Origin of the sequence: Amycolatopsis sp. MJM2582 (genome assembly GCF_000754115.1) — a bacterium.
In the GTDB taxonomy this organism is placed as follows: Bacteria; Actinomycetota; Actinomycetes; order Mycobacteriales; family Pseudonocardiaceae; genus Amycolatopsis; species Amycolatopsis japonica.
The window spans coordinates 367551-389865 of record NZ_JPLW01000007.1; the positions used below are offsets into that span (position 1 = coordinate 367551).

19 protein-coding genes are annotated in these 22315 nt (G+C 69.6%); 12 read left to right on the forward strand and 7 right to left on the reverse strand.

The genetic code is table 11. From position 1 onward, the window contains the following. Window positions 1–132: 132 nt before the first annotated feature. Together ED92_RS36215 and ED92_RS36220 are read right to left on the reverse strand one after the other, a co-directional pair. On the reverse strand, window positions 133–1854 hold the full coding sequence (locus ED92_RS36215) for a lipopolysaccharide assembly protein LapB (protein ID WP_037346473.1): 1722 nt from the start codon (window positions 1852–1854) through the stop codon (window positions 133–135). Then, entirely contained in the window at window positions 1851–3026 is a 1176-nt protein-coding gene (locus ED92_RS36220; protein ID WP_037346475.1) for a 26S protease regulatory subunit, read from the reverse strand. Before ED92_RS36220 ends, ED92_RS36215 begins: the two co-directional genes overlap by 4 nt. A 153-nt stretch (window positions 3027–3179) precedes the next feature. Between ED92_RS36220 and ED92_RS36225 the strand changes: the two genes are divergently transcribed. The 3 genes from ED92_RS36225 (at window position 3180) to ED92_RS36235 (ending at window position 5476) form a co-directional block, all read left to right on the forward strand. Beyond that, window positions 3180–4235: a DUF5925 domain-containing protein gene (locus tag ED92_RS36225; protein WP_235213467.1), complete on the forward strand. Its 1056-nt coding sequence runs from the start codon at window positions 3180–3182 to the stop codon at window positions 4233–4235. Between the two features lie 67 nt (window positions 4236–4302). After that, window positions 4303–4596 (forward strand): hypothetical protein, encoded by a 294-nt coding sequence (locus ED92_RS36230; protein ID WP_037346480.1) that lies wholly within the window; start codon window positions 4303–4305, stop codon window positions 4594–4596. A 112-nt stretch (window positions 4597–4708) separates the two neighbouring features. After that, window positions 4709–5476, forward strand: coding sequence for a trans-aconitate 2-methyltransferase (locus ED92_RS36235; protein ID WP_037346483.1), 768 nt, complete (start codon window positions 4709–4711; stop codon window positions 5474–5476). Window positions 5477–5727: 251 nt separating this feature from the next. Here the strand turns inward: ED92_RS36235 and ED92_RS36240 are convergent, their stop codons facing one another. After that, window positions 5728–6009, reverse strand: a complete 282-nt coding sequence (locus ED92_RS36240) for a metal-sensitive transcriptional regulator (RefSeq protein WP_037346486.1) — start codon at window positions 6007–6009, stop codon at window positions 5728–5730. 162 nt (window positions 6010–6171) lie between these two features. Between ED92_RS36240 and ED92_RS36245 the strand changes: the two genes are divergently transcribed. The 4 genes from ED92_RS36245 to ED92_RS36260 are packed head-to-tail and all read left to right on the forward strand — an operon-like array spanning window position 6172 to window position 10005. Then, complete coding sequence (locus ED92_RS36245) at window positions 6172–6453, forward strand: metal-sensitive transcriptional regulator (RefSeq protein ID WP_037346488.1); 282 nt, start codon at window positions 6172–6174, stop codon at window positions 6451–6453. Window positions 6454–6484: 31 nt separating this feature from the next. Beyond that, a complete protein-coding gene (locus ED92_RS36250; protein WP_037346490.1) occupies window positions 6485–6691 on the forward strand; it encodes a heavy-metal-associated domain-containing protein in 207 nt (68 codons plus the stop codon). A gap of 51 nt (window positions 6692–6742) precedes the next feature. Beyond that, entirely contained in the window at window positions 6743–7711 is a 969-nt protein-coding gene (locus tag ED92_RS36255; protein ID WP_037346492.1) for a hypothetical protein, read from the forward strand. A 26-nt stretch (window positions 7712–7737) separates the two neighbouring features. Beyond that, window positions 7738–10005 (forward strand): cation-translocating P-type ATPase, encoded by a 2268-nt coding sequence (locus ED92_RS36260; RefSeq protein ID WP_037346494.1) that lies wholly within the window; start codon window positions 7738–7740, stop codon window positions 10003–10005. A gap of 141 nt (window positions 10006–10146) precedes the next feature. Here the strand turns inward: ED92_RS36260 and ED92_RS36265 are convergent, their stop codons facing one another. After that, complete coding sequence (locus ED92_RS36265; protein ID WP_037346496.1) at window positions 10147–10683, reverse strand: DUF4396 domain-containing protein; 537 nt, start codon at window positions 10681–10683, stop codon at window positions 10147–10149. Then, window positions 10673–11230: a carboxymuconolactone decarboxylase family protein gene (locus tag ED92_RS36270; protein WP_037346497.1), complete on the reverse strand. Its 558-nt coding sequence runs from the start codon at window positions 11228–11230 to the stop codon at window positions 10673–10675. Before ED92_RS36270 ends, ED92_RS36265 begins: the two co-directional genes overlap by 11 nt. Before the next feature lie 216 nt (window positions 11231–11446). Here ED92_RS36270 and ED92_RS36275 point away from each other — a divergent pair, with 216 nt between their 5' ends. Continuing rightward, entirely contained in the window at window positions 11447–12871 is a 1425-nt protein-coding gene (locus tag ED92_RS36275; RefSeq protein WP_037346498.1) for an MFS transporter, read from the forward strand. Window positions 12872–12931: 60 nt separating this feature from the next. Here the strand turns inward: ED92_RS36275 and ED92_RS36280 are convergent, their stop codons facing one another. Then, the gene (locus tag ED92_RS36280; protein WP_037346501.1) at window positions 12932–15103 is read right to left on the reverse strand and encodes a bifunctional diguanylate cyclase/phosphodiesterase; all 2172 of its coding nucleotides are present in this window, start codon (window positions 15101–15103) and stop codon (window positions 12932–12934) included. A 4-nt stretch (window positions 15104–15107) separates the two neighbouring features. Further along, window positions 15108–15959, reverse strand: a complete 852-nt coding sequence (locus tag ED92_RS36285) for an SAM-dependent methyltransferase (RefSeq protein WP_369797472.1) — start codon at window positions 15957–15959, stop codon at window positions 15108–15110. A gap of 131 nt (window positions 15960–16090) precedes the next feature. Between ED92_RS36285 and ED92_RS36290 the strand changes: the two genes are divergently transcribed. The 4 genes from ED92_RS36290 (at window position 16091) to ED92_RS36305 (ending at window position 22044) form a co-directional block, all read left to right on the forward strand. Further along, complete coding sequence (locus ED92_RS36290) at window positions 16091–17404, forward strand: cytochrome P450 (RefSeq protein ID WP_037346504.1); 1314 nt, start codon at window positions 16091–16093, stop codon at window positions 17402–17404. A 20-nt stretch (window positions 17405–17424) separates the two neighbouring features. Continuing rightward, window positions 17425–18474, forward strand: coding sequence for an alpha/beta hydrolase (locus ED92_RS36295; protein ID WP_037346506.1), 1050 nt, complete (start codon window positions 17425–17427; stop codon window positions 18472–18474). 171 nt (window positions 18475–18645) lie between these two features. Continuing rightward, window positions 18646–21042 (forward strand): ABC transporter permease subunit, encoded by a 2397-nt coding sequence (locus tag ED92_RS43855; protein ID WP_037346508.1) that lies wholly within the window; start codon window positions 18646–18648, stop codon window positions 21040–21042. 27 nt (window positions 21043–21069) lie between these two features. After that, entirely contained in the window at window positions 21070–22044 is a 975-nt protein-coding gene (locus ED92_RS36305; protein WP_037346510.1) for a glycine betaine ABC transporter substrate-binding protein, read from the forward strand. Window positions 22045–22315 lie beyond the last annotated feature (271 nt).

The following is a 22315-nucleotide window of genomic DNA, read 5'->3' on the forward strand; positions in this document are numbered from 1 at the left end:
ATCACCACACCCACCGGGCAGCACCACCGCCACTCCACGAACCCCGCCCGGCAGCCGACGAGCCACCACCGTTCTGAACCCGTCGCCGAAAAGCGGCAACGAACGGCAAGCCGTCAAAGCGCCAGCCGCCGCTCAGCCACCGGTGACGTAGATCCGGGCGATACTCCCGTCCGCCCAGCACAAGCAGAGCCGATGCCCGTCGACGTGGTAGACGACCGTGGCTTCGCCGTTGGCACGGTTCACCCAGCTGTCGTGCGGAACGGCCCCATGCGCCCGCACGAAGGCATCGACGGACCCACGATGTCCGCCGAGGTCGAGCCCGGAGATCAGCCGGTCCGCGGCCGGGCAGACCGCGACATCCACGCTGACCTTCGTCACCAGCCCTTCGAGCGCCTCGATGTAGACGCCGTCGGTGCTCGGCTCGTCGGGGACCAGCTCACTCCGCCTGACGGTCGAGCCGGGGAAGAGCCGCCGAAGTTCCGCGAAGGCGGGAGAGTCCTCAGGCTCGCCCAACGAGGCGCACATCGTGACGATGACACCGGTCAACGGCGTCCCGGGGGCCGGAAGCGGATCGGCCGTGGGCTCCTCGGTCTTCAGCGGTGCCGGCCGCGGATCCTGCCCGCCGAAGTTCGCCACCCGGTCCCAGATCCAGTCGGCCATCGAGTCGGCGACGGGCTCGTCGGGCTGTCCTGGCCGGCGTTTCACCAGCTTCCCGAACGCGACGGCGACCAGGTAGGCCCCGGCGTCGTCGGTCATCACCTGCTCCCAGACCTCCTTTTCGGGCCAGTCGGGGTGCGCCGCCTGGTCGGCTTCGATCCCGGCGTCCATGGCGATGATTTCGGCCGCCGACATCAGGCGGAACGGCTCGGTCCAGCCCCAGGAGGCGCCGGAGCCGGGCGGCTGGCCGTCGTGCCAGGTGAGCAGATCCCTCGCGGCCATGGAGCCGACCTTGTCCTCGCCCTCGGCCAGCTCCGCGGCCGAGGCTTCCGGCCGTAGCGTGTCGCGCAGTTCGGCGGGCATCACGGCGTCCAGTGCCGCCAGCGCGGAGGCCAGGTCGATGCCCAGCTTCAGGTCGCGGATCTGCTGCCAAGCCATCTCGAGCGCGCCGGTGGCTTGGATGTCCGCCAGGCTGATGTCGTCGCCGCGCGCCTTTTCGACGATCGTCAGCATCGTCCGAGCGGTCTCCACCAGGGTGTGCAACAGGTCGTCGGTCGGGTCCTCACGCAGCAGCCGGAGACCGAGTCGTTCGGCGTCGTCGAACCGGTACTGCGCCAGGTAGGCGTAGCCGAGCAGCATGGCGACCCAGGAGTCCGCCACGTTGGTCCGGATGGCCTCCTCGGCCGCGGGAACGAACCGTTCGGGCGGGGCGCAGCCGGCCAGCAGGTACTCCGCGCGCTTCGCCAGCGCTTTGGGGAGATCGTCCGGCGCCGTCCGCGCGCACAGCGCCACCGCCTCGTCGAGCTGCCGCCACCCGGCCTCGTGTTCCCCGGCGCAGGCCTGGGCGTGGCCCAGCTGCATCCAGTCGTCCCAGTCATCCTGGTTCTGGCCCAGTACGGTGCGTGCCCACCGCAACGCGTCTTGGTGGTTGTGCTCCCCCGACTCCAGATGCCGAAGCGCACGAGCCGCCCAGATGAACTGGTTGTCGCGGCGACCGGCCACCCGCAGATAGAGGCGCCGCGCTTCGTCCGTGTCGCCGCAGGACTCGCGGTGATAGCCGAGCACCATCGACGCGCTGCTCCGCTCCGGCTGGGCCGCGAGCACCCGCACCGCCAGCTCGGCGACGCGGGGATGCGTCGGCTGTGCCTCAAGGAGTTCCCAAGCCAGGTCGAGGTCCCGCTCGACGGTGTCGCTCATCGCATGCCCCGCTTGACCCGGTACGCCCGGAGCTGGTCGAAGGTGCCGTCGTCGACGCCGAACTCCAGCACCGGTGCCACCTGGTCGAACCAGGATGTCGTGGACGGGGTGATGCCGCGGACGGCGGCCAGCAGCGCGCCGGTGGTGACCGGGACCAGCTCGCCCTTGCTCATCGACTCGACCATCGCCTGTTGCAGCACGGTGGTCGTCAGGTGACTGAGATCGGCACCGGAGAACCCTTCGGTCGCCGCCGCGACGGCCACGACGTCGACGTCGTCGGCGGGCTTGCCGTCCAGCGCGCCCTGGACGATCGCCGCCCTGGCGACCGCGTCCGGGGGCAGCACCAGCACCGTCTTGTCGATCCGGCCCGGGCGGCGCAGCGCGGAGTCGATGTCCCACGGCCGGTTCGTCGCGGCGAGGAAGTAGACCCCGTCGTTCGCGCCCGCCACACCGTCGAGCTCCTCCAGGAGCTGGGTGACGAGCATCCGCATCGCCTGCGACCCGCCGCCACCGGAGGTGCGCCGTCCGCCGAGCGCGTCGAACTCGTCGAAGAAGATCACGCACGGTGCGGCCGCGCGGGCGTGGCGGAACACGCTCTGGATCGCCTTCTCGCTTTCACCGATCCATTTGCTGAGCAGGTCCGCGAGGGTCACGTGGATGAAGGACGCGCCGAGATCACCGGCGATCGCCCTGGCGATGAACGTCTTGCCGCAGCCGGGCGGGCCGTACATCAGCAGCGATCCGCCCGGTTTCTGCCCGAACGCCGCCGCCAGTTCGGGATTGCGCAGCGGCGTCAGGAACGCGGTGTTCAGATGCTGCTTGACCTCGGCGAGCCCCACGACGTCGGCCAGCGTCACCGCCGGGCGCTCGGTGTCCCACAGCGACTCCGAAGCGCCGGCGCTCACGGCGTGACGGTCCTCATCGGACGGGGCCGCCACGGCCTCGGCGGGCGGTGGGGTCGAGGTCCGCAACCGCGCCGCCATCAGCCGGGCGCGCAGCAGGCGGATCCGCGCCTGATCACCACCGTGGGCCTCGAACGCCGTCAGTTCGGTGGCGGCGCGGTCCGGGTCCTTCTCCAGCAGCAGCGTGATGAAGTCCTCACGCAGCGCCAGATTGCCGGGGTCGGCCTCCACTTCGCGGGCGATCACCTCGATGAAACCGTCATCGCTCACCGCGCACCTCCTTCCGCGAACGGTCCAGTGTCAGACCAGAGACAATCATCCCGGCGGTCGTGGCGGACAGGCGGTCCGGTGAAGATCCCTGTCAGGGGTGAATCGGGGACGCTCCCTGATGTGCGCCCGCCTCGCGCGATGGACCGTGATGGGGTGACAGCAAGGACAACGGAATCACCCCAGTCTCTTGATCGCGGGATGTTCTTCGGTGGCAACGTGCCGATGGAGGGCGTGCTGAACGCGCTGGCCATGGAACCGTTCATCACCGGGGCCAAGCCGCATTCACGGGCCGCCGAAATCACCGAGGTCTCTCCGGACGCGACGCTGCTGCCGCCAGGAGTCACCGCGGATCTGACGTACGAACTGGACGGCAAGCGCTCGCATCTCGCCTCCGGTCCTGATTGGACACTCGTCGCGATGCGCCGCCGCGCCGGCGCCGCGACCGTGTGCGTATGCGCCACTTCCGGCGAGCTCGCCGAGGAGGTGCTCGCGGCCGCGGTCGGAACCGTGCGGACGGGACTTCCCGGGGAATCGGCCGTACCGGTCGGGTTCTGGCACGTGCAGGGATGCGGCGGCGCCGGCGTACGCGCGCCCAGGACGATGGACTTGCCGCCGTGGCAGGCGATCCGCGGCAACTACCCGCGGTCGGCGGTGACCGCGCTCGACACGCTCATGGCGGCGCGCCCGGAGGACATCACCGGCAGGCTGATCCTTCTCCACGGCCCCGCGGGCACCGGCAAGACGACCGCCGTGCGCGCGCTCGCGCACGAATGGCGGGACTGGTGCCAGGTCGACAACGTCCTCGACCCCGAGGTCCTGTTCGCCGATCCGGGCTACCTGACATCGGTGGTGCTCGGTGAAGAGCGGGCGGACAAGCGGAAATGGCGCCTGCTGATCCTCGAGGACTGCGACGAACTCGTCGGCGCGGACGCGAAGCGCGACTCCGGCCAGGCTCTGTCCCGTTTGCTCAATCTGACCGACGGCCTGCTCGGCCAGGGCCTGGACATCCTGGTATGCCTGACCACGAACGAGAACGTCGCGCGGTTGCATCCTGCGGTGGTCCGGCCCGGCCGCTGTCTCGCGGAGATCGAGGTCTGCCCGCTGCCGCGAGACGAGGCGGCCGCGTGGCTGGGCACGGAGAACGGCGCGGACATCGGCGCCGAGGGCGCCACGCTGGCCGAGCTGTATCGCCTGCGAGCCGCGGCCTAGCCGAGGGGTGGGTGGGATTCGGTCGTTCGGCCGGATTCCCGGCCTGCGGACTGTTAAGGTCCGCGCCATGCGGGTGTGGCTGTGCGGGCTGGTCGTGGGCGTGGTGGCGCTGCTCGGCGCGTGTGCCGGGGGCGGGCAGGGGCGCGGCCAGGTGGTGTCCCCGGCGACGACTTCGCTGACGGCCCCGGCGACGGCTCCGACGACGACCGGTCCGGTCACGACGGCCTCGCCGCAGACCCCGGCGACGACCACGACGACCCGGATCACCCCCGGGACCACACGGACCACCACGTACCGCGCCCCGACGACCGCGAACCGCCCGACGACCCCGCGCCGTTCCACTCCCACTCGCAGACGCTGACGGCCGCGCGATTCCGTCCACATTCACGTCATTCCGGAAACGCGGGCGAAGTTCGGCGCGAGCGCCGTGGCCGCTACGGTTCCCGTTCGGGACCGACCTTCCAGGGGGACGAATGAGCGAGACGTTGGACGAGACCGTCGCGGGCATCATGCCCGAGGTCAGCACGACGATCGCCGAGGGCGACAGCATGTTCGCGGGCAACAACACCGCGCACTACATGAGCGTGTCCAGGGACGCGTTGCGCGCGGTGCTCGCCGCGTTGCAGGTCACGGGGAGGCCGGAACCGAAGCGGGTCTTGGACTTCGGGTGTGGTTACGGCCGGGTGATGCGTTCGCTGCGCGCTGCCTTCCCGGCGGCGGAGCTGATCGCGTGCGACATGGACCCGGCGGCGCTGGCCTCCTGCGCGGAGGCGTTCGGCGCGCGGGCGGTGCCCGGCGCCCCGGATGTCGACGACATCGAGCAGGTGACCGGTGTGGACCTGCTGTGGTGCGGTTCGGTGCTGACCCATCTCGATGCCCCGAACTGGGGTCCGCTGCTGCGCTACTTCTCGCGCGCGCTCGCTCCCGGTGGCGTCGCCGTGGTCACCACGCACGGCCGCCGGATGGCGATGCGCGCCGAGGCGGGCAAGGACTACGGGCTGGACTCCCGTGCCACCGATCGCATGCTCGCCGCGTACAAGGCGTGCGGGTTCGGCTACAACGACTACGCGGGCAACGACGGCTACGGCATCTCGCTCAGCTCGCCCGGCTGGGCGGTGCAGCGCGCGCTGGAGGCTCCCGGCCTGCGTCTCGCCGGGTACGACGAGGCGGCGTGGGATCGCCACCAGGACGTGATGGTGCTGGTGAAGGACGCCGACGAGATCCTGAAGTCCGACTTGTAAACCCTTACCCCGTATCGGGACTTTGCCGCGTTCGCACGGACCTGCTCGGGCTGCATGAACAAGGGACTGGTCGACGCGCGGCTGGTGCGGTCCGCGGTCGAAGAGGTCGGCTACGAGGTGGTCGGCTGACGACGATGGCCGACAAACGAATACGAGATCGGCGGCCGCACGCACTTGCTGTGCCGGTGCGGTAATTCGGCGAAGAGGGCGGGTGACGTGAGGTCACCCGCCCGCTCGTTTGTGTGGACGGGTCAGGAACGCACCAGGCGCGCGATCGCTTCGGAGGCTTCCCGGATCTTCCTGTCCGCCTCGGCACCGCCCTTCGCGGCGGCTTCGACGACGCAGCCCGCCATATGCCGCTCGAGGAGTTCGAGGGAGAACGATTGCAGGGCGCGGGTCGCCGCTGAAACCTGGGTGAGGACGTCGATGCAGTACTTGTCCTCCTCGACCATCTTCTGCAGCCCCCGGATCTGCCCCTCGACGCGTCGCAGGCGTTTGAGCTGGCGCTCCTTGTCGTCGCCGTGATCGGCCACGCTCACTCCTCGAGTCGGGATTCGCGGACGTCCCAATCATGCCCGCCCGAAGGTGGCGCGTCGAAGGCGGCTGCCGCGGGAGCGGGTGGTGACATACGCCACCGGGGTATGCCTGTTGCCCTACCCCCCTAGGGTATGTAGAGTCCTCTTCAGGAGGTCGAGATGCACGGATACACGCAAGGCAAGGACGAATACCTGACCCGGCTGCGGCGGATCGAAGGACAGATCCGGGGCCTGCAGCGAATGGTCGAAGAGGACAAGTACTGCATCGACATCCTCACGCAGGTGTCCGCGGCCACGAAGGCGTTGCAGTCGGTGTCGCTGGGGTTGATGGACGAGCACCTCAGGCACTGCGTGTCCGACGCCATCGCCAAGGGCGGCGACGAGGCCGACGAGAAGATCAAAGAGGCGACCGACGTCATCGCCCGCCTCGTCCGTTCCTGAAGCACCGCAACGAATCCGGAGGAGAAGAGAAATGAGCGAGACCACCTACACCGTCACCGGCATGACCTGCGACCACTGCGTCCGTTCCGTCACCGAAGAGGTCGGCAAGATCGACGGCGTCACCGGCGTCCGCGTGGATCTGCCCACCGGCGCGGTGACCGTGACCGGCTCCCGGGAGCCCGCCGTCGCGGATGTGCGCGCCGCCGTCGAAGAAGCCGGATACGAGCTGACCGCCTGAGCCGCGGTTCGCTCCCGATCGCGGGTCACGGCCCGCACTAAGGACTTCACGATGAACACAGTTGCGAAGCTCTCCGCCTACGGTGTGGCGCTTGCCCTGGTCGCCGGTGGCGCCTGGGCCGCAGGCACCGCTGTCGGTCCTTTCGCCGGCGCGGCCGGCCTTCCCGGCGGCGAGGACGCCGGGCATGGGGACGCTCACAGCGGCACCGTCGCGGAGGCGGCGCCGACCGACGAGCCCGGCGGGCTCGCGTCGTCCAGGGGCGGCTACACCCTCACGCCCACCACCACGACGCTCACGCCGGGGACGAACCAGCCCTTCTCCTTCAGGATTCTCGGCCCCGGCGGCGCACCGGTCACCGCGTACGACGTCGAACACGAAAAGCGGATGCACCTGATCGTCGTCCGTCGCGACACGGCCGGATTCCAGCACGTGCATCCCGAACTCGCGCCCGACGGCGTGTGGAGTGTCCCGCTGGCCCTGCCCGAGGCGGGCAGTTACCGCGTCTTCGCGGACTTCAAGCCGACGGGCGGCTCGGCCTCGACACTCGGTGTCGACGTGGCCGCGGCGGGGGAGTTCGAACCCGTCGAGCACCAGCCCTCGCGGGTCGCGAACGTCGACGGCTACCAGGTCCGTCTGGACGGCGAGCTGGCGCCGGGCAAGTCGTCGAAGGTGACCTTGACGGTGACCAAGGACGGCCGTGACGTGACCGATCTGCAGCCGTACCTGGGCGCCTACGGTCATTTGGTGGCGCTGCGCGGTGGCGACCTCGCCTATCTGCACGTCCACCCGGACGGCGAGCCCGGAGACGGCCGCACGAAACCCGGCCCCACGGTGACCTTCTTCGCCGAAGTCCCCTCGGCCGGGACGTACCGGCTGTTCCTGGACTTCCAGCACCACGGCAAGGTCCGCACCGCCGAGTTCACCGTCGCCACCGCGGGCACACCCGCCCCGGCCGCTTCGGCGCCCCAGAACCAGACCCCACCCCCGGCGGCCGGCGACGGCCACGGCGGACACGGCTGAGGCCGAGCCGGAAAGGAGTGACCACGATGACTTCCGATCTGGACCAGGCCACCACGGCCGAGGTCGAACTCGCGATCACCGGGATGACCTGCGCGTCGTGCGCGATGCGCATCGAGAAGAAGCTGAACAAGCTGGACGGCGTCACCGCCACGGTCAACTACGCCACGGAGAAGGCGAAAGTCACCTACAGCGGGGACATCGAACCCCAGCGGTTGATCGAGCAGGTGGAGGCGGCCGGTTACGCGGCCGCCCTGCCGGCTCCGCCGAAGCAGGAGCAGGAGCGACCGGGCGGGCCCGCCGAGGAGGCCGACCCGATCGCGCCGTTGCGGCAGCGGCTGATCGGTTCCGCGGTGCTGTCGGTGCCGGTGATCCTGCTGGCGATGGTGCCGGCGTTCCAGTTCACCTACTGGCAGTGGATCTCGCTGACGCTGGCCGCGCCGGTGCTGGTGTGGGCGGCGTGGCCGTTCCACAAGGCGGCGTGGGCGAACCTGCGCCACGGCGCGGCCACCATGGACACCCTGATCTCGATGGGCACGCTCGCCGCGTTCCTGTGGTCGCTCTACGCGCTGCTGTTCGGCAGCGCGGGGACGCCGGGGATGACGCACGCCTTCGAGTTGACCGTCGAACGGATGGCCGGGGACGGCAACATCTATCTCGAGGTCGCCGCCGGGGTGACGACGTTCATCCTCGCCGGACGGTACTTCGAGGCGCGGTCCAAGCGCCGGGCCGGTGCCGCGCTGCGCGCGTTGCTGGAGCTGGGCGCGAAGGACGTCGCCGTGCTCCGTGACGGCAAGGAAGAGCGGATCCCGGTCGACCGGCTCGTCGTCGGGGACCGGTTCGTGGTCCGGCCGGGGGAGAAGATCGCCACCGACGGCGTGATCGTCGAGGGCAGCTCCGCCGTCGACGCGAGCATGCTGACCGGCGAGAGCGTCCCTGTCGAGGTCGGGCCCGGCGACGCCGTGGTCGGTGCGACGGTGAACGCGGGCGGACGGCTCGTCGTCCGTGCGACGCGGGTCGGCGCGGACACGCAGCTGGCGCAGATGGCGAAACTGGTGGAGGACGCGCAGACCGGCAAGGCGCAGGTCCAGCGGCTGGCCGACCGCGTTTCGGGTGTGTTCGTGCCGATCGTGATCGCGCTCGCCGTCGGCACGCTGATGTTCTGGCTCGGGGCCGGTGGTTCGGTCGCGGCGGCGTTCACCGCGGCGGTGGCCGTGCTGATCATCGCCTGCCCGTGCGCGCTGGGGCTGGCGACGCCGACGGCGCTGCTGGTGGGCACCGGACGGGGCGCACAGCTCGGGATCCTGATCAAGGGCCCGGAAGTGCTGGAGTCCACGCGCTCGGTCGACACGGTCGTCCTCGACAAGACCGGCACCGTGACCACCGGGCAGATGTCGCTGGTGGCCGTCCACGTCGCCGAAGACGTCGACGAGGAGACGACGCTGCGCCTGGCCGGTGCGCTGGAGAACGCTTCGGAGCACCCGATCGCGCAGGCCATCGCCCGCGCGGCACGGGAGCGGGTGGGTGAGCTGCCCGCCGTCGAGGAGTTCACCAACGTCGAAGGCCTTGGCGTGCAAGGGATCGTCGACGGGAAGGCGGTGCTGGCCGGACGCAGCGCGCTGCTGGAGGAGTGGGCGCACCACCTGCCGTCGGATCTCGCGGAGAAGAAGGCGTCCGAGGAGAAGGACGGCCGCACCGCGATCGCCGTCGGCTGGGACGGGAAAGCTCGCGCGGTCCTCGTCGTCGCCGACACGGTGAAGCCGACCTCCGCCGAAGCCATCACGCAGCTGCGGGCGCTCGGCCTGACCCCGGTCCTGCTCACCGGGGACAACGAGGCCGTGGCCCGCGCGGTGGCCGCGGAGGTCGGGATCACCGAGGTGATCGCGGAGGTCCTGCCCAAGGACAAGGTCGACGTGGTCAAGCGGCTGCAGGGCGAGGGCAAGGTGGTCGCGATGGTGGGCGACGGTGTCAACGACGCGGCCGCGCTCGCGCAGGCCGACCTCGGCCTGGCCATGGGCACCGGCACGGACGTCGCCATCGAGGCGTCGGATCTCACCCTCGTCCGCGGTGACCTGCGGGCGGCGGTGGACGCGATCCGGCTCTCGCGGCGGACGCTGCGCACCATCAAGGGGAACCTGTTCTGGGCCTTCGCCTACAACGTCGCGGCGCTGCCACTGGCCGCGGCCGGGCTGCTCAACCCGATGATCGCCGGCGCCGCGATGGCGTTCAGCTCGGTCTTCGTAGTGACGAACAGCCTGCGGCTCAAGGGATTCCGCAGCACGGCGAGCCTCCGCTGACGTTGCGAAAGCCACTTTCGCAACCTTCAACGTTGCGAAAGTGGCTTTCGCAACCTGCCCACCGCCGATCAGAACGCAGCAACGACAAAGGGCCGCCCCCGGTGCGAAAAGCACCAAGGGCGGCCCTTGATCCGTCGTGAATCAGTGGTGGTAAGCGTGCACCACCGCGTGTCCGGCGCCGCGGCCGATGAGCCACTTGTTGACCGGCGTGGTGAGCAGGAAGGCGACGAAGAGGGCGAAGGCGAGCGCGCCCCAGAACAGCCCGCTGGTGAGACCGGCCTCCATCGCGCCGGGGACCACGAGCATCACGCCGTTGTCGATGATCTCCATGACGATGATCGAGACGGTGTCGGCGGCGAGCGCGACCTTGAGGGCCTGCTTGAACCCGACACCCGCGCGCAGGACGCCGCGCATCGTCAGTGCATAGCCGAAGACGAACGCCAGCGCGACGGCGAGCACGATGGTGGCGAGGTTGCCCCAGCCCAGCGCGGTGCCGATCACCATGCCGAGCACTTCGCCGATGGCGCAGCCGGTGAGGCAGTGCAGGGTGGCCGACGCCGCCATACCCCAGGACACCTTGCCCTGCTGGTGGTGTTCGTGACCCCCGTCGCCCGAATGTCCACTGTGGGCACCGTGGTGCTGGTGCTCGTGGTGCGCGTGGTCGTGTTCAGCCGACATGATCGTGTTTCTCCTTTGTGGACTGCTCGGCAGGCGCGGGTTCGAGTCCTGCGACGAGATTGAACGAACCGGTGAGCAGGTTGAGGGACACCAGCCCCACCGTGTCGGCGATGTGCCGGTCGCTCCAGCCGTGTCGCCGCAATTCGGCGACGTCCTCGTCGCCGATCGACGACGGTTCGGCGAGGACCCGCACCGCGTAGGCGATCAGCGCGGCCTCGCGCCGATCGATGGAAGTGCCCTGGCGGGCCAGCGCGATGTCGTCGTCGCCGAGTCCGGCGGCCCGCGCGGCCTGGGTGTGCGCCTGCAGGCACAGTGCGCAACCGATCCACTCCTGCAGGGCGAGTGAGATCTTCTCGCCGAGCGCCCGGGGAAGCTTGGCCCGCTTCATGGCGCGCGAGAAGTCGAGGTAGCCCTGAAGGAGCGCGGGGGAGTTGGCCATCGCGGAGACCATCGGGCCCACCGAGCCATGCCGCTCGATGAGGTCGCCGAGCAACTCGGCGGACTTCGACGGCGCGTCGGCCGGATCAAGCGATTTGAGACGCTGCACGGCTCCTCCTCTCTGTCGGGTCGCCGGAACCTTATACCTGTAAGGGGTAACTGTCGACCTACTTGGTGTCGCACAACGGTTCTCCGCCAGGGAGCGCCTGTGATCACCACTACATTAATACCCCCTAGGGGTACTTGTGCGGCGGTGTCCGATCGGTCTAACTTCAACTCCGCAATACCCCCTAGGGGTAATCGAAATCCTGAAAGGACGGTCGTCATGGCGGAGACAACCCCGGACCCACGACGGTGGTGGGCGCTGGGACTCATCGCGTTGGCCCAGTTCATGGTCATCATGGACACCTCGATCATCGGCGTCGCCCTCCCGGCGATGCAGCAGGACCTCGGGTTCTCCCCGGGTGACCTGTCGTGGGTGTTCAACGCCTATGTCATCGCGCTCGCCGGGCTGCTTCTGCTCGGCGGACGCCTCTCGGACCTGTTCGGCGCGCGGAGGATGTTCACCGCCGGCTGGGTCGTCACCCTCGGCGGTTCCGTGGTCGCCGCGGTCGCGGGCACCGCCTGGGTCGAACTGCTCGGCCGGGTGCTGCAAGGCGCCGGAGCGGCACTGATCGCGCCGTCCGCGCTGACCCTGCTGATGATGCTGTTCGGCGCGCGTCCGCGTGAGCTGACCAAGGCACTCGCGCTCTACGGCGCGGCGGCTCCCGCGGGCGGCACCGCGGGCGTGTTCCTCGGCGGCGTGATCACCGAATGGTTGTCGTGGCCGTGGATCTTCTGGCTCTACGTCCCGATCTCGCTGGTCGCTATCGTGGCGACCGGCAAGCTGATGCCGTCCGCTCCGGCCCGGCGTGGCTCGGTCGACATCGCCGGTGCCATCGCGGCGACCGCGGGCCTCGGCCTGACCGTGTTCGGCGTCGTCCGCGCCCCGGAAGCGGGCTGGGACTCGGCGGGCACGTGGGGTGCGCTGGCCGGAGGCATCGCCCTGCTCGCGGTGTTCGTCGCGATCCAGCGGAAGCGCGAAGTCCCGTTGGTGCGGCTGGGGATCTTCCGGACGCCGAACCTCGGCGGCGCGAACCTGGCGCAGTTCCTGCTCGGCGCGGCGTGGATCCCGATGTGGTACTTCCTCAACCTGTACCTGCAGCAGGTCCTGGGCTACGGCGCGTTCGCCAGTGGTGCGGCGCTGCTGCCGATGACGGTGCTGATCGTCGTGCTGATGGTCGCGGTCGCGCCGAAGCTGATCGGCCGGTTCGGACCGAAGAAGATGATCATCGGTGGGCTGTGGGCGCTCGCCGCGGGCCTGGTGTGGTTGTCCTTCGTCAGCCCGACGGGGAACTTCGTCGTCGATGTCCTGCCCGCGTCGCTGGTCGCGGCCCTTGGCCAGGCGCTGGCGTTCATCCCGTCGCTCGGCACCGCGATCTCCAGCGCGAAACCGGAGGAAGGCGGCCTCGCGTCCGGGATCGTGAACACCTCGTACCAGATCGGGTCGGCGCTCGGCCTGGCCGCGATGACCGCGGTCGCCGTGTCGGCCGGTGCGGGACGGGTCGGCGACCCGGTCGCACTGACCGGCGGCTATTCGGCCGCGTTCCTCGGCGCCGCCGGGATCGCGATCGCCGGTGGCTTCCTGGCCATGGCGACCCTGCGCACTCCCAGTGAGGTCGGCGGAGGTGAACCGGCGGTCCGGCGATGACCGGCTGTATCCCCGTGTGGAGGGCGAGACCGATCTCCGGTCCGCCCTCCGCACGGCGTTTCAGGCAGGGGGCTCCTCCTGACCCCGGTCGCCGAAAATGCCCGCCAGCTCGTCCGGACGGCAAGGTCCGCCGTAGTGATCGCCCACCGCGAGCTCGGCCCCGGCGGCCAGCCAGAATCGCGCCTGGTCGGCGGTGGCCAGACCGTCCACGATCACGTCCGCGCCCGTCCGGTGCGCCAGCTCCGGCAGGTCCCGCAGCAGACCGGCCACCGGCGAGTCCGGCGCGATCCCGTCCAGCAGCCCGCAGTCCAGTCGCACGCCGTGCACCGGCAGGTCGGCCACCAAGGCCAGCGCGCCGTCGCCCAGTCCGCGGACGCTGATCACCGGCCGCACCCCGAGGTCGGCCAGCGCCCCCAGGTTGTCCCTCGTTTCGCCGAGGTCGGCGGCCAGGGCCAGCATGGGCAACTCGACCAGCAGCCGCTCGGGCGGGAACCGCGTCGCCTCCAGCACGCCGACCAGCCGGGTGAGCAAGTCGGTGTCGGCGGCCTGGTGCGGGCTCAGACTGATCAGCAACCGCAGGTCGCGGTCCAGCCGCTGCCGCCACCAGCCCACCTGGCGGCATCCGGTGCTCAGCAGCCATTCGCCCAGCGACAGCATCAGCCCGGTCTTCTCGGCCAAGCGGCGGCAGTGCTGGTCCGACAGCGGGCCCACACCGGGCGGGTCCCAGCTGAGCTGCACCTCCACCCCGTGCACCGCGCCGTCGGTCAGCCGCACCAGCGGCCGGTATCGCGCGTCCACGTCCCCGTGCTCGAAAGCGCCCGGCATGATCGCGGCCAGCGCGTCGGTCTCGCGATCCAGCCGGTTCTGCTCGGGGTGGAACAACTCCCACTGCCCGTGCCCGTTGGCCTTCGCCCGGCGCAACGCCTGATGGGACTCGCGCAGCAGATCGGCGGCTTCGCGGTCCTGGGCTGGTCGATTGACCACGCCGACACTGACCGAAAGCGCCAGCCCGTGCCCGTCCACGTAGGTGGGTTCGGTCAACGCTTGACGCAGTTCATGCACCAGACGCACCGGGTCCGGGGTGCCCGGCCCGTTCTCCACCAGCACCGCGAATTCCGCGCCGTCGAACCGGGAAAGGAGCGCCTTTTCCTTGGCCATCAAGGACTTCAGCCGCTTCGCCACGGCGATCAGCAGCTGTTCGGCCGCACGCTCGCCGAGGCCGTTGCGCACCACCGCGAAGGAGTCGAGCTCCAGCCGCAGGAGCGTCACGCCCAGCTCGGGATCGGCCGCGCCCAGCAGGTTCTCCATCCGCGTGCCGAAGCACTGCCGGTTGGGCAGGCCGGTGAGCACGTCGTGCAGGGCCTGCTTGCTGAGTTCGTTCTGCAGCAACGAAAGCTCGGTGCCGTCCTCGACGACGGTGACGAAATGGCTGGGCTCGTCACCGGCGCCGCGCAGCAGCGAGGCGGTCAACGACACCGACACCGGCTCGCCGTCGCGGTGCAGCAACCGTTGCGACTGCTTGATCCGCTCGACCTCGCCCGTCAGCAGCGCGCGGTAATCCTCCCGCAGGACCAGTTTGTAGTCGGGGTGTACCAGTTCGAACAGGTCGCAGCCGGTCAGCTCGTCCGGGGCGTGCCCGAGCATCACACCGGCCGCGGCGTTCACGGTGACCAGCTTGCCGTCCAGGTCGGTGACCAGGATGCCGCTGGCGGAGGAGGTGGCGACCTCGTCGAACCGCGCCTGCGCGGTCCGCAGCTCGTATTTGGCGTCCCGTACCGCTTTGAGCATGGACAGCTTCAGGCTTTCCTGCTGTGCCAAGGTGGCGTTCTGCGCGGCCACCACCACACTCGCGGCCAGCGCGCCGAGCACACCCACCACGCGTTCGGCGAATCGTTCGGCGGGCTGGAATTCGGGCAGCGTGAGCAGGCCCTTGCCCAAGACGCCCATGGTGACGGTGATCGCCTGCCCGCTCGCGCAGTTCAGCTCGGCCAGCCGCGCGCCCGCGGCCTCCAGCGAACCCGTGCTGCCGGGCGAATGTTCCTGCCCGCTCTCGTACACCTCGGCGCACAAGGCGTCCAGCAGCGCGGCCAGCTCGGCCTCGAAACTGGCGTGCACCAGCGGCACGTAACCGATCCCGCCGAGCAGGTACGCCCACTTGCGCGCGAGGAGAGCGCGTTCGCGGCGCACGTTCTCGGACGGCTCCTGGAACGGCAGACTGCCGGGGTCGGTCATGGGTTCAGGACTTCCGTGCCACGCCCGCGTAGAGCAGCTCGTTCCAAATCGGGTCCTCGGCTATGTCGGTGGGCCCGGCCGGCCGCCAGCTTCCACAGCCCACCAGGCCCGGCTCGACCAGTGCCAGATCCCCGAGCAGGCCGAGGACCTGGTCATGGGAACGGGCCAGCGGTACCTCGCCGCGCCGCTCGGCCATCTGGTTGGTCACCGCGGTGAACAACTCGTGGTGCACGTCGGACGTGACGTGGGTGAAGGCGAGCAGGCTGCCCGGGGCGAGGGGTTCCTGGTACGCGCGCACCAGCCCGGCCGGGTCGTCCTCGTCCGGGATCCAGTGCAGCAGCAGCATGCACAGCAGGCCGACCGGCTCGGAGAAGTCGATCAGCCGCCGGACCTCCGAGCTGCCCAGCACCCGCCCCACATCCCGCACATCCGCGTGCAGGACCGCGGTGCGGTCGTCGCCCGCCAGCATCAGCTCGCCGTGCGCGACCGCCACCGCTTCCTTGTCGACGTAGACCACCCGGGCCTCGGGCGCCTCCCGCTGGGCGATCTCGTGCACGTTGCCCACGGTGGGGATACCCGCGCCCAGGTCGAGGAACTGCTGGATGCCCTGCGCGACCATGAAACGCACCGCGCGCCCGAGGAAGGCCCGGTTGAGCCGCACCGATTGCCGGACCCACGGCAGGGTCCGCTCGAGATGGTCCGCCGTAGTGCGATCTTTTTCAAAATTGTGGTTTCCGCCGAGCCAATAGTCATAGATCCGGGCGACGTTCGGTGTGGCTGTATCGACTCCGGCCGGGACCCAGTCCCGTGTACCCGCCATCGCGCACCTCAATCGGTTCGGGAGACGGAACAGCATACCCACTGCAGGGAAATCGGCTTAATCCGTCTTTCGTGGCCGGGATACACCCGATCGGGCGCTGCCGTCGCGGCCGAGGGGCCCGTACCGTGGCGGCCTTCCGGATTTTCCGTCAATGCCAAGGAGTTCCCGTGTCCGTCCGGGTGGCACCCGGCCGGTGGCCCTTGCTGGGACACACACTCGCACTGGTCCGCCGTCCCGTCCGATTCACCGCCGGACTGCGGGAACACGGTGACGTGGTCAAGGTGTCGTTGGGGCCATTGCAAACCTATTTCCTCACGAATCCGGAATTAATTCACCGAGTACTGGTGACGAACGGATCGAGCTTCGGCACCGGGATCATGTTCCGTAAATTTCGTCCGTACGTGGGCAACGGCTTGGCCTTGTCCGACGGGCCTTTCCACCGACGGCAACGCAAGCTGATGTTGCCCGCCTTCGACCGGAAGCACCTGCGCCGCTACGCCGAGATCTGGGTCCGGGCGACCACCGCGCTGACCGAGTCCTGGCGGCCGGGCGAGGTACGGCGGATCGACGCGGACATGCAGGCGCTGGCCATGACCAACGTCGGCGAGACGCTGTTCGGCACTGAGCTGGGGGAGGCGGCGATCCGCGAGGCCCGCCGCTCGATCCCGCTGGTCATCCAGCTGGGTATGTACCGGGTGCTTTCCCCTGGCCTCGTGGAGAAACTGCCGCTCCCGTTCAACCGCCGCTTCGACGAAGCCATCACGCGGATGAAGGCCGTGGTGCACGAGCTGATGGCGGGCCGCGACGCCGAGACCGATCACGGTGACTTGCTCTCCACGCTGCTGCTGGCCCGGGACGCCGAGACCGGGGAGCGGATGACCCGGGAGCAGGTGCACGACGAGGTGATGACCCTGCTCACCGCGGGCACCGAGACCACCGCGCTGATCCTGGCGTGGGCCTGCCACGAGCTGGGACGTCACCCCGGCGTCGCGGACCGGCTGCGGGCGGAGGTGGATCAGGTACTGGGCGGGCGCCCGGCGATCTTCGACGACCTGCCTGCGCTGGCCTACACCGGACAGGTGGTCAGCGAGGTGCTGAGGATGTACTCGCTGTGGATCCTGATGCGCCGGACCGAGCAGGAGATCGACCTCGGCCCGGTGCGGCTGCGGCCCGGCGACGAAGTGATGTTCAGCCCGCTCGCCCTGCACACCGATCCCCGGTATTGGGACCACCCCGGCGTCTTCGATCCGGACCGCTGGTCCACCGACCGGGTGCGGTCGTTGCCGCCGGGGGTGTTCATCCCGTTCGGCAACGGGATCCGGCACTGCGTCGGCCGCCTGTTCGCCAGGGCCGAAGTGGTCATCGGCTTGGCCACGATCTTCGCCCGATGGCGCCTCGAACCCGCCGGCCCGGTCCGGGTGCGCTACACCACCATCGCCTACCCGCGCGGCATGCCGATGACGGCGCGCCCGCGGGATTAGGCCCCACAAAGGAGAATTCCGTGCGTTTTCGTTTGCGTCGCCTCGCCGCCGCGGTGGCCCTGCTGTGCGCGGGTGCGGTGCTCGTCCCCGTGCCGGCGTCCGCCGTCGAGGCGGCCTGCCAGGACCTGGACATCCCCGTTTCGCTGGTAAATGTGCCGCTGCTGGGACTCAAGGATCAGACCATGTACGGCAGGCTGTGCGTCCCGCCGGGTGGCAGCCGCACCCTGCAGGTACTGGTGCCGGGTGGTACGTACAACTCGACCTATTACGACCCGCCCGGCCTGTCGGAGAGCCGATCGTTCCGCAAGCCGGTGAACGACGCCGGGTACGCGACCTTGGCGGTGGACCGGGTCGGCTCGGGACGCAGCTCGAAACCGCTGAGCGGGCTGCTCACCGCGAGCGCGCAGGCCAACGCGGTGCACCACGCCATCCAGGCGATGCGGACGGGCAAGCTGGGACCCAGGTTCGACAAGATCGTCCTCGTCGGGCACTCGCTCGGGTCGGCCGCCACGATCATCGAGGCGGCCACCTTCCAGGACGTGGACGGCGTGGTGATCACCGGGTTCACCCACCGGATCGCCCCGCTGACGGTGGTGCCCACGGTGGCCGCGCTGAGCCCGGCGGCGCTGGACGAAAAGATGTCCAAGGTCGCCGGACCGGACCCGGGTTACCTGACCACGATGACGGGTACGCGGTACACCGCTTTCCACAATCCGGGGCCGTTCGACCAGCAGGTCATCGACGTGGACGAGGCGACCAAAGACCTGATCGCGCCCGGCGAGATGGTGGACGCCGTCCTGATCGGTCTGGTGCTTCCGTACAGCAGGCGGATCAACGTCCCGGTGCTGGTGGCCATGGGGGAGAAGGACAGCGTGTTCTGCGGCCCGCTGGCCAGCGATTGCTCCGGCGCGGAAGTCCTGCGGCAAGGCGAGGCCGGGTACTACTCCCCCGGGGCGAGGCTACGCACGTTCGTGGTGCCGGGCTACGGGCATTCGATCAACCTCGGGCCCAACGCGCCGCTGCTGCACGACGCGGTGACCGGCTGGATGAACGAGATGGTCGGCCGGTGACGCGCTCCGTTCGGACCGGATCTTTACGTCGGGCTGTGGACAGGAGTACCGCGGGCATGTTGGGCTGAGACCGGGCCGGACCTGACGTGGTCGGCTTTTTTCTGACCTGCGACGTCGAGGAGCGGCGCCCTGAGCCTGTCGGAGTACCTCCGGGAGAACTGGATCGACGTCGTGAACGACGCGATCCTGCACGTGGATCTCACTCTGGCGGCGATGGCGCTGGCCGTGCTGATCGGGATGACGATCGGCCTGCTCACCTACCGGCGGCGGTGGCTGGGCGCGATGGCGACCACGACGACGGCGGCGTTCCTGACCATCCCGTCGATCGCGCTGCTGGGCATTCTGATCGGCCCGTTCGGGCTGGGGCTGACGAACGTCCTGTGCGCGCTGGTGCTTTACGCGCTTCTGCCGATCACGCGCAACACGATCGTCGGGCTGCGCGGCGTCGATCCGGCCGTGGTGGACGCGGCGCGGGGGATGGGCTTCGGCCGCACGCGGCTGCTGTTCCGCGTACGCCTGCCGCTGGCCTGGCCGGTGATCCTTTCCGGCATCCGGGTCTCCACGCAGATCACGATCGGTATCGCGGCCATCGGCGCGTACGTCAAAGGTCCCGGCCTCGGCAACGAGATCTTCGACGGGCTCGGCCGGTTCGGTTCGGTCAACTCGCTGAACCAGGTCCTCACCGGAACGCTCGGGATCATGGTGCTGGCGCTGCTGTTCGACCTGGCCTTCGTGGTGGTCGGGAAGCTGACCACACGACGACGTCCCCGCGTCCGCGGAACGGCGGCACCGGCGACTTCGGGTGCGGCGGCCGGAACGGGCGGTGCGACGATCGAGCTGCTGGGCGTCGGCAAGCACTACCCCGGCCGGGCGGTACCGGCGGTCGAAAACCTGACGATGCGCATCCCCGCGGGCGAAATCGTCGTGCTGACCGGTCCGTCGGGATGCGGCAAGACGACGACCATGCGGATGATCAACCGGCTCGTCGAGCCCACCTCGGGCGCCGTCACGATCGGCGGCACCGACGTGTCGGCGCTCGACGTCGACGAACATCGGCGCAACACCGGCTACGTCATCCAGCAGATCGGGCTCTTCCCGCACCTGCGCGTGGACGCCAACATCGGCGTGGTGCCGCGGATGCTCGGCTGGACCCGGCAGCGCGTCGCCGGCCGCGTGCGCGAGTTGCTCGACGTCGTCGGCCTGACCCGCGAGCACGGTTTCCGTTACCCGCGTGAGCTTTCCGGCGGTCAGCAGCAGCGCGTCGGGGTGGCGCGGGCGATGGCCGCGGATCCGCCGGTCCTGTTGATGGACGAGCCGTTCGGCTCCACCGACCCGATCACGCGCGCCCGGCTGCAGGACGAATTCCTTCGCCTGCAACGGGAAGTGCGCAAGACGATCGTGTTCGTCACGCACGACTTCGACGAGGCGCTGAAGGTCGGCGACCGGATCGCCGTGCTGCGGCCGCGATCGGTGATCGCCCAGTACGACACGCCCCAGGCGATCCTCGCCGCGCCGGCGGACGACTACGTCGCGAGTTTCGCCGGCTCGAAGCGGAACCTGAAGCGGCTCGCGCTGATCCGGGTGGGTGACCTGGACCTCTGGCAGGAAGAAGGGCCGGACGGCTCGCCCGCGGTCCGGCCCGACGCCACTTTGCGGGACGTGCTGGACGTGATGGTGCGGACCGGCCGCACCGCCGTCGTGATCACCGAAGGCGACACCGCGCGGCCGCTAGGGGTGTGCGACGTGTCCATCCTGGTCGCGGCGCTGAGGTCCACCGAAAAGGCTCCCGCGATCCCCGATGTGGAGGAGACGCCTCGGCCGGACCCCACGCTGCCCGCGCGACCTCGTCGACGTCGGCTCGGGCTGCTGGTACGCCCGGTTCTGCTGACACTCGCGTTGCTGGCGCTCTTCATGATCGTGCGCGCACATCCGATCGACTCGATCGAACAGCGTTTCCTCAACGCCGGCGCGATCTTCACCGAACTGGGCGAGCACCTGCGGCTCACCCTGATCTCGACGGCGTGCACCATCGCCATCGCCCTCCCGCTCGGCGTCCTGCTCACCCGCGCCGGTGCCCGCTGGGCGCGGCCCATCGGGCTGGGGCTGGGCAACCTCGGCCAGGCGATCCCGTCGATCGGGCTCGTCGTGCTGCTCGCGCTCTGGATGGGCACGGGCACCGCGACCGCGGTGACGGCTCTCGTCGTCTACGCGACTTTGCCGGTGCTGCGCAACACGATCGTCGGACTCGACGGCGTCGACCCGACCCTCGTCGACGCCGCGCGGGGGATGGGCATGGGCAAGACGGCCGTCCTGTGGCGGATCGAACTGCCGCTGGCCGTCCCGGTGATTCTCGCCGGGATCCGGACCGCGCTGGTGCTCACCGTCGCGAGCGCGACACTGGCGACGTTCATCGACGGCGGCGGCCTCGGCGGCGGGCTCGTCGCCGGGATCGGGCTGGACCGGCCGATCCTGAGCCTGACCTTCGGCATCATCGTCGCCGCCCTGGCGCTTTTCGCCGACTGGCTGGGGCTGGTCGCCGAGGAGGTCCTGCGCCCGCGCGGAATGTAGCTCGACCTACTCAAGGAGGCCCCACCCATGCGGATGCTTCAGCGCACGACCGCCGCCGTACTCGCGCTCGTCGCGTCAGCGTCGCTCGCGGCGGGTTGCACCATCGGCAAGGACGAGACCGCTGCCCAAGTGGGCGCGGGATCCATCAAGAAGATCGACGCGCTGAACGGCGCCCGGATCCGCGTCAGCTCCAAGGAGTTCGACGAGCAACTGCTCCTCGGCCAGATCGCCATCGTCGCCCTGCAGGCGGCCGGGGCGAGCCCGGAGGACAAGACCAACATCACCGGTTCGAGCAACGTCCGCCAAGCGCTCACGAGCGGCGCGGTCGATCTGTACTGGGAATACACCGGCACCGCCTGGATCAGCTACCTCAACCAGACCAAGCCGATCAGCGACCCGCAGGCGCAGTACGACGCGGTCAAACAGGCCGACACCGCGAACGGCGTCACCTGGTGGGCACGCTCGCCGGCCAACGACACCTACGCCCTGGCCGGAAACCCGGCGACAGTGACCCGGACCGGCGTGAAGACGCTGTCCGACTACGCGGCCCTCGTGAAACGGGACCCGGCCGCGGCCTCGACCTGTATGGGCCCGGAATTCAAGAGCCGGGACGACGGGTTCCCCGGTCTGGCGAAGGCCTACGGGTTCACCCTGCCCGACCCGCAGGTGCACCTGCTCAACGACGCCGTCGTCTACCCGAGCATCGGCAAGGGGGACCCGTGCGGCTTCGGCTCGGTCGCCTCCACCGACGGTCGCGTGGCCGCGCAGCAGCTGACCGTGCTCGAGGACGACAAGCACTTCTTCCCGACGTACAACCCGGCCATCACGATCGCGACTCCGCTCGCCCAGAAGTACCCGCAGTTGGAGCAGGTCTTCACGCCGATCGCCGCGAAGCTCGACACCGCGACGCTCACGGACCTGAACAAGAAGGTCAGTGTCGATGGACAGAAGGCGGCGACGGTCGCCCGCGAGTGGCTCAAGTCGGCGGGCTTCATCAGCTGAGTCGTTCGCGTGGTCGGCTACAGAGTCCCTTCGAATACGACGGTGCCGTCGGCATCGCGCGCTTGAAGGTGGACCCCTTGTGGGAACGGATCGTTCACCTCTTTCGGGACGAAGACCACGAAGGTCCCGTCGACCACATCGGTACGGCGTCCGGGCATCTGACGGGATTTTCTGCCCTCACGACCGCCCTTTCGGACAGTGCGCGGCTGTGCGCCCTGCGGTTGCGTTGGGCGAATGCGCGCGAAACTAGACCGAATAGCCCGATTCGCCT

Coding starts and splice junctions, on each gene's coding strand:
- ED92_RS36275 (WP_037346498.1), top strand. CDS start 11,447: ATGGCGGAGACAACCCCGGACCCACGACGGTGGTGGGCGCTGGGACTC.
- ED92_RS36305 (WP_037346510.1), top strand. CDS start 21,070: ATGCGGATGCTTCAGCGCACGACCGCCGCCGTACTCGCGCTCGTCGCG.
- ED92_RS36230 (WP_037346480.1), top strand. CDS start 4,303: ATGCGGGTGTGGCTGTGCGGGCTGGTCGTGGGCGTGGTGGCGCTGCTC.
- ED92_RS36235 (WP_037346483.1), top strand. CDS start 4,709: ATGAGCGAGACGTTGGACGAGACCGTCGCGGGCATCATGCCCGAGGTC.
- ED92_RS36245 (WP_037346488.1), top strand. CDS start 6,172: ATGCACGGATACACGCAAGGCAAGGACGAATACCTGACCCGGCTGCGG.
- ED92_RS36260 (WP_037346494.1), top strand. CDS start 7,738: ATGACTTCCGATCTGGACCAGGCCACCACGGCCGAGGTCGAACTCGCG.
- ED92_RS36215 (WP_037346473.1), bottom strand. CDS start 1,854: ATGAGCGACACCGTCGAGCGGGACCTCGACCTGGCTTGGGAACTCCTT.
- ED92_RS36250 (WP_037346490.1), top strand. CDS start 6,485: ATGAGCGAGACCACCTACACCGTCACCGGCATGACCTGCGACCACTGC.
- ED92_RS36285 (WP_369797472.1), bottom strand. CDS start 15,959: ATGCTGTTCCGTCTCCCGAACCGATTGAGGTGCGCGATGGCGGGTACA.
- ED92_RS36255 (WP_037346492.1), top strand. CDS start 6,743: ATGAACACAGTTGCGAAGCTCTCCGCCTACGGTGTGGCGCTTGCCCTG.
- ED92_RS36280 (WP_037346501.1), bottom strand. CDS start 15,103: ATGACCGACCCCGGCAGTCTGCCGTTCCAGGAGCCGTCCGAGAACGTG.
- ED92_RS36265 (WP_037346496.1), bottom strand. CDS start 10,683: ATGTCGGCTGAACACGACCACGCGCACCACGAGCACCAGCACCACGGT.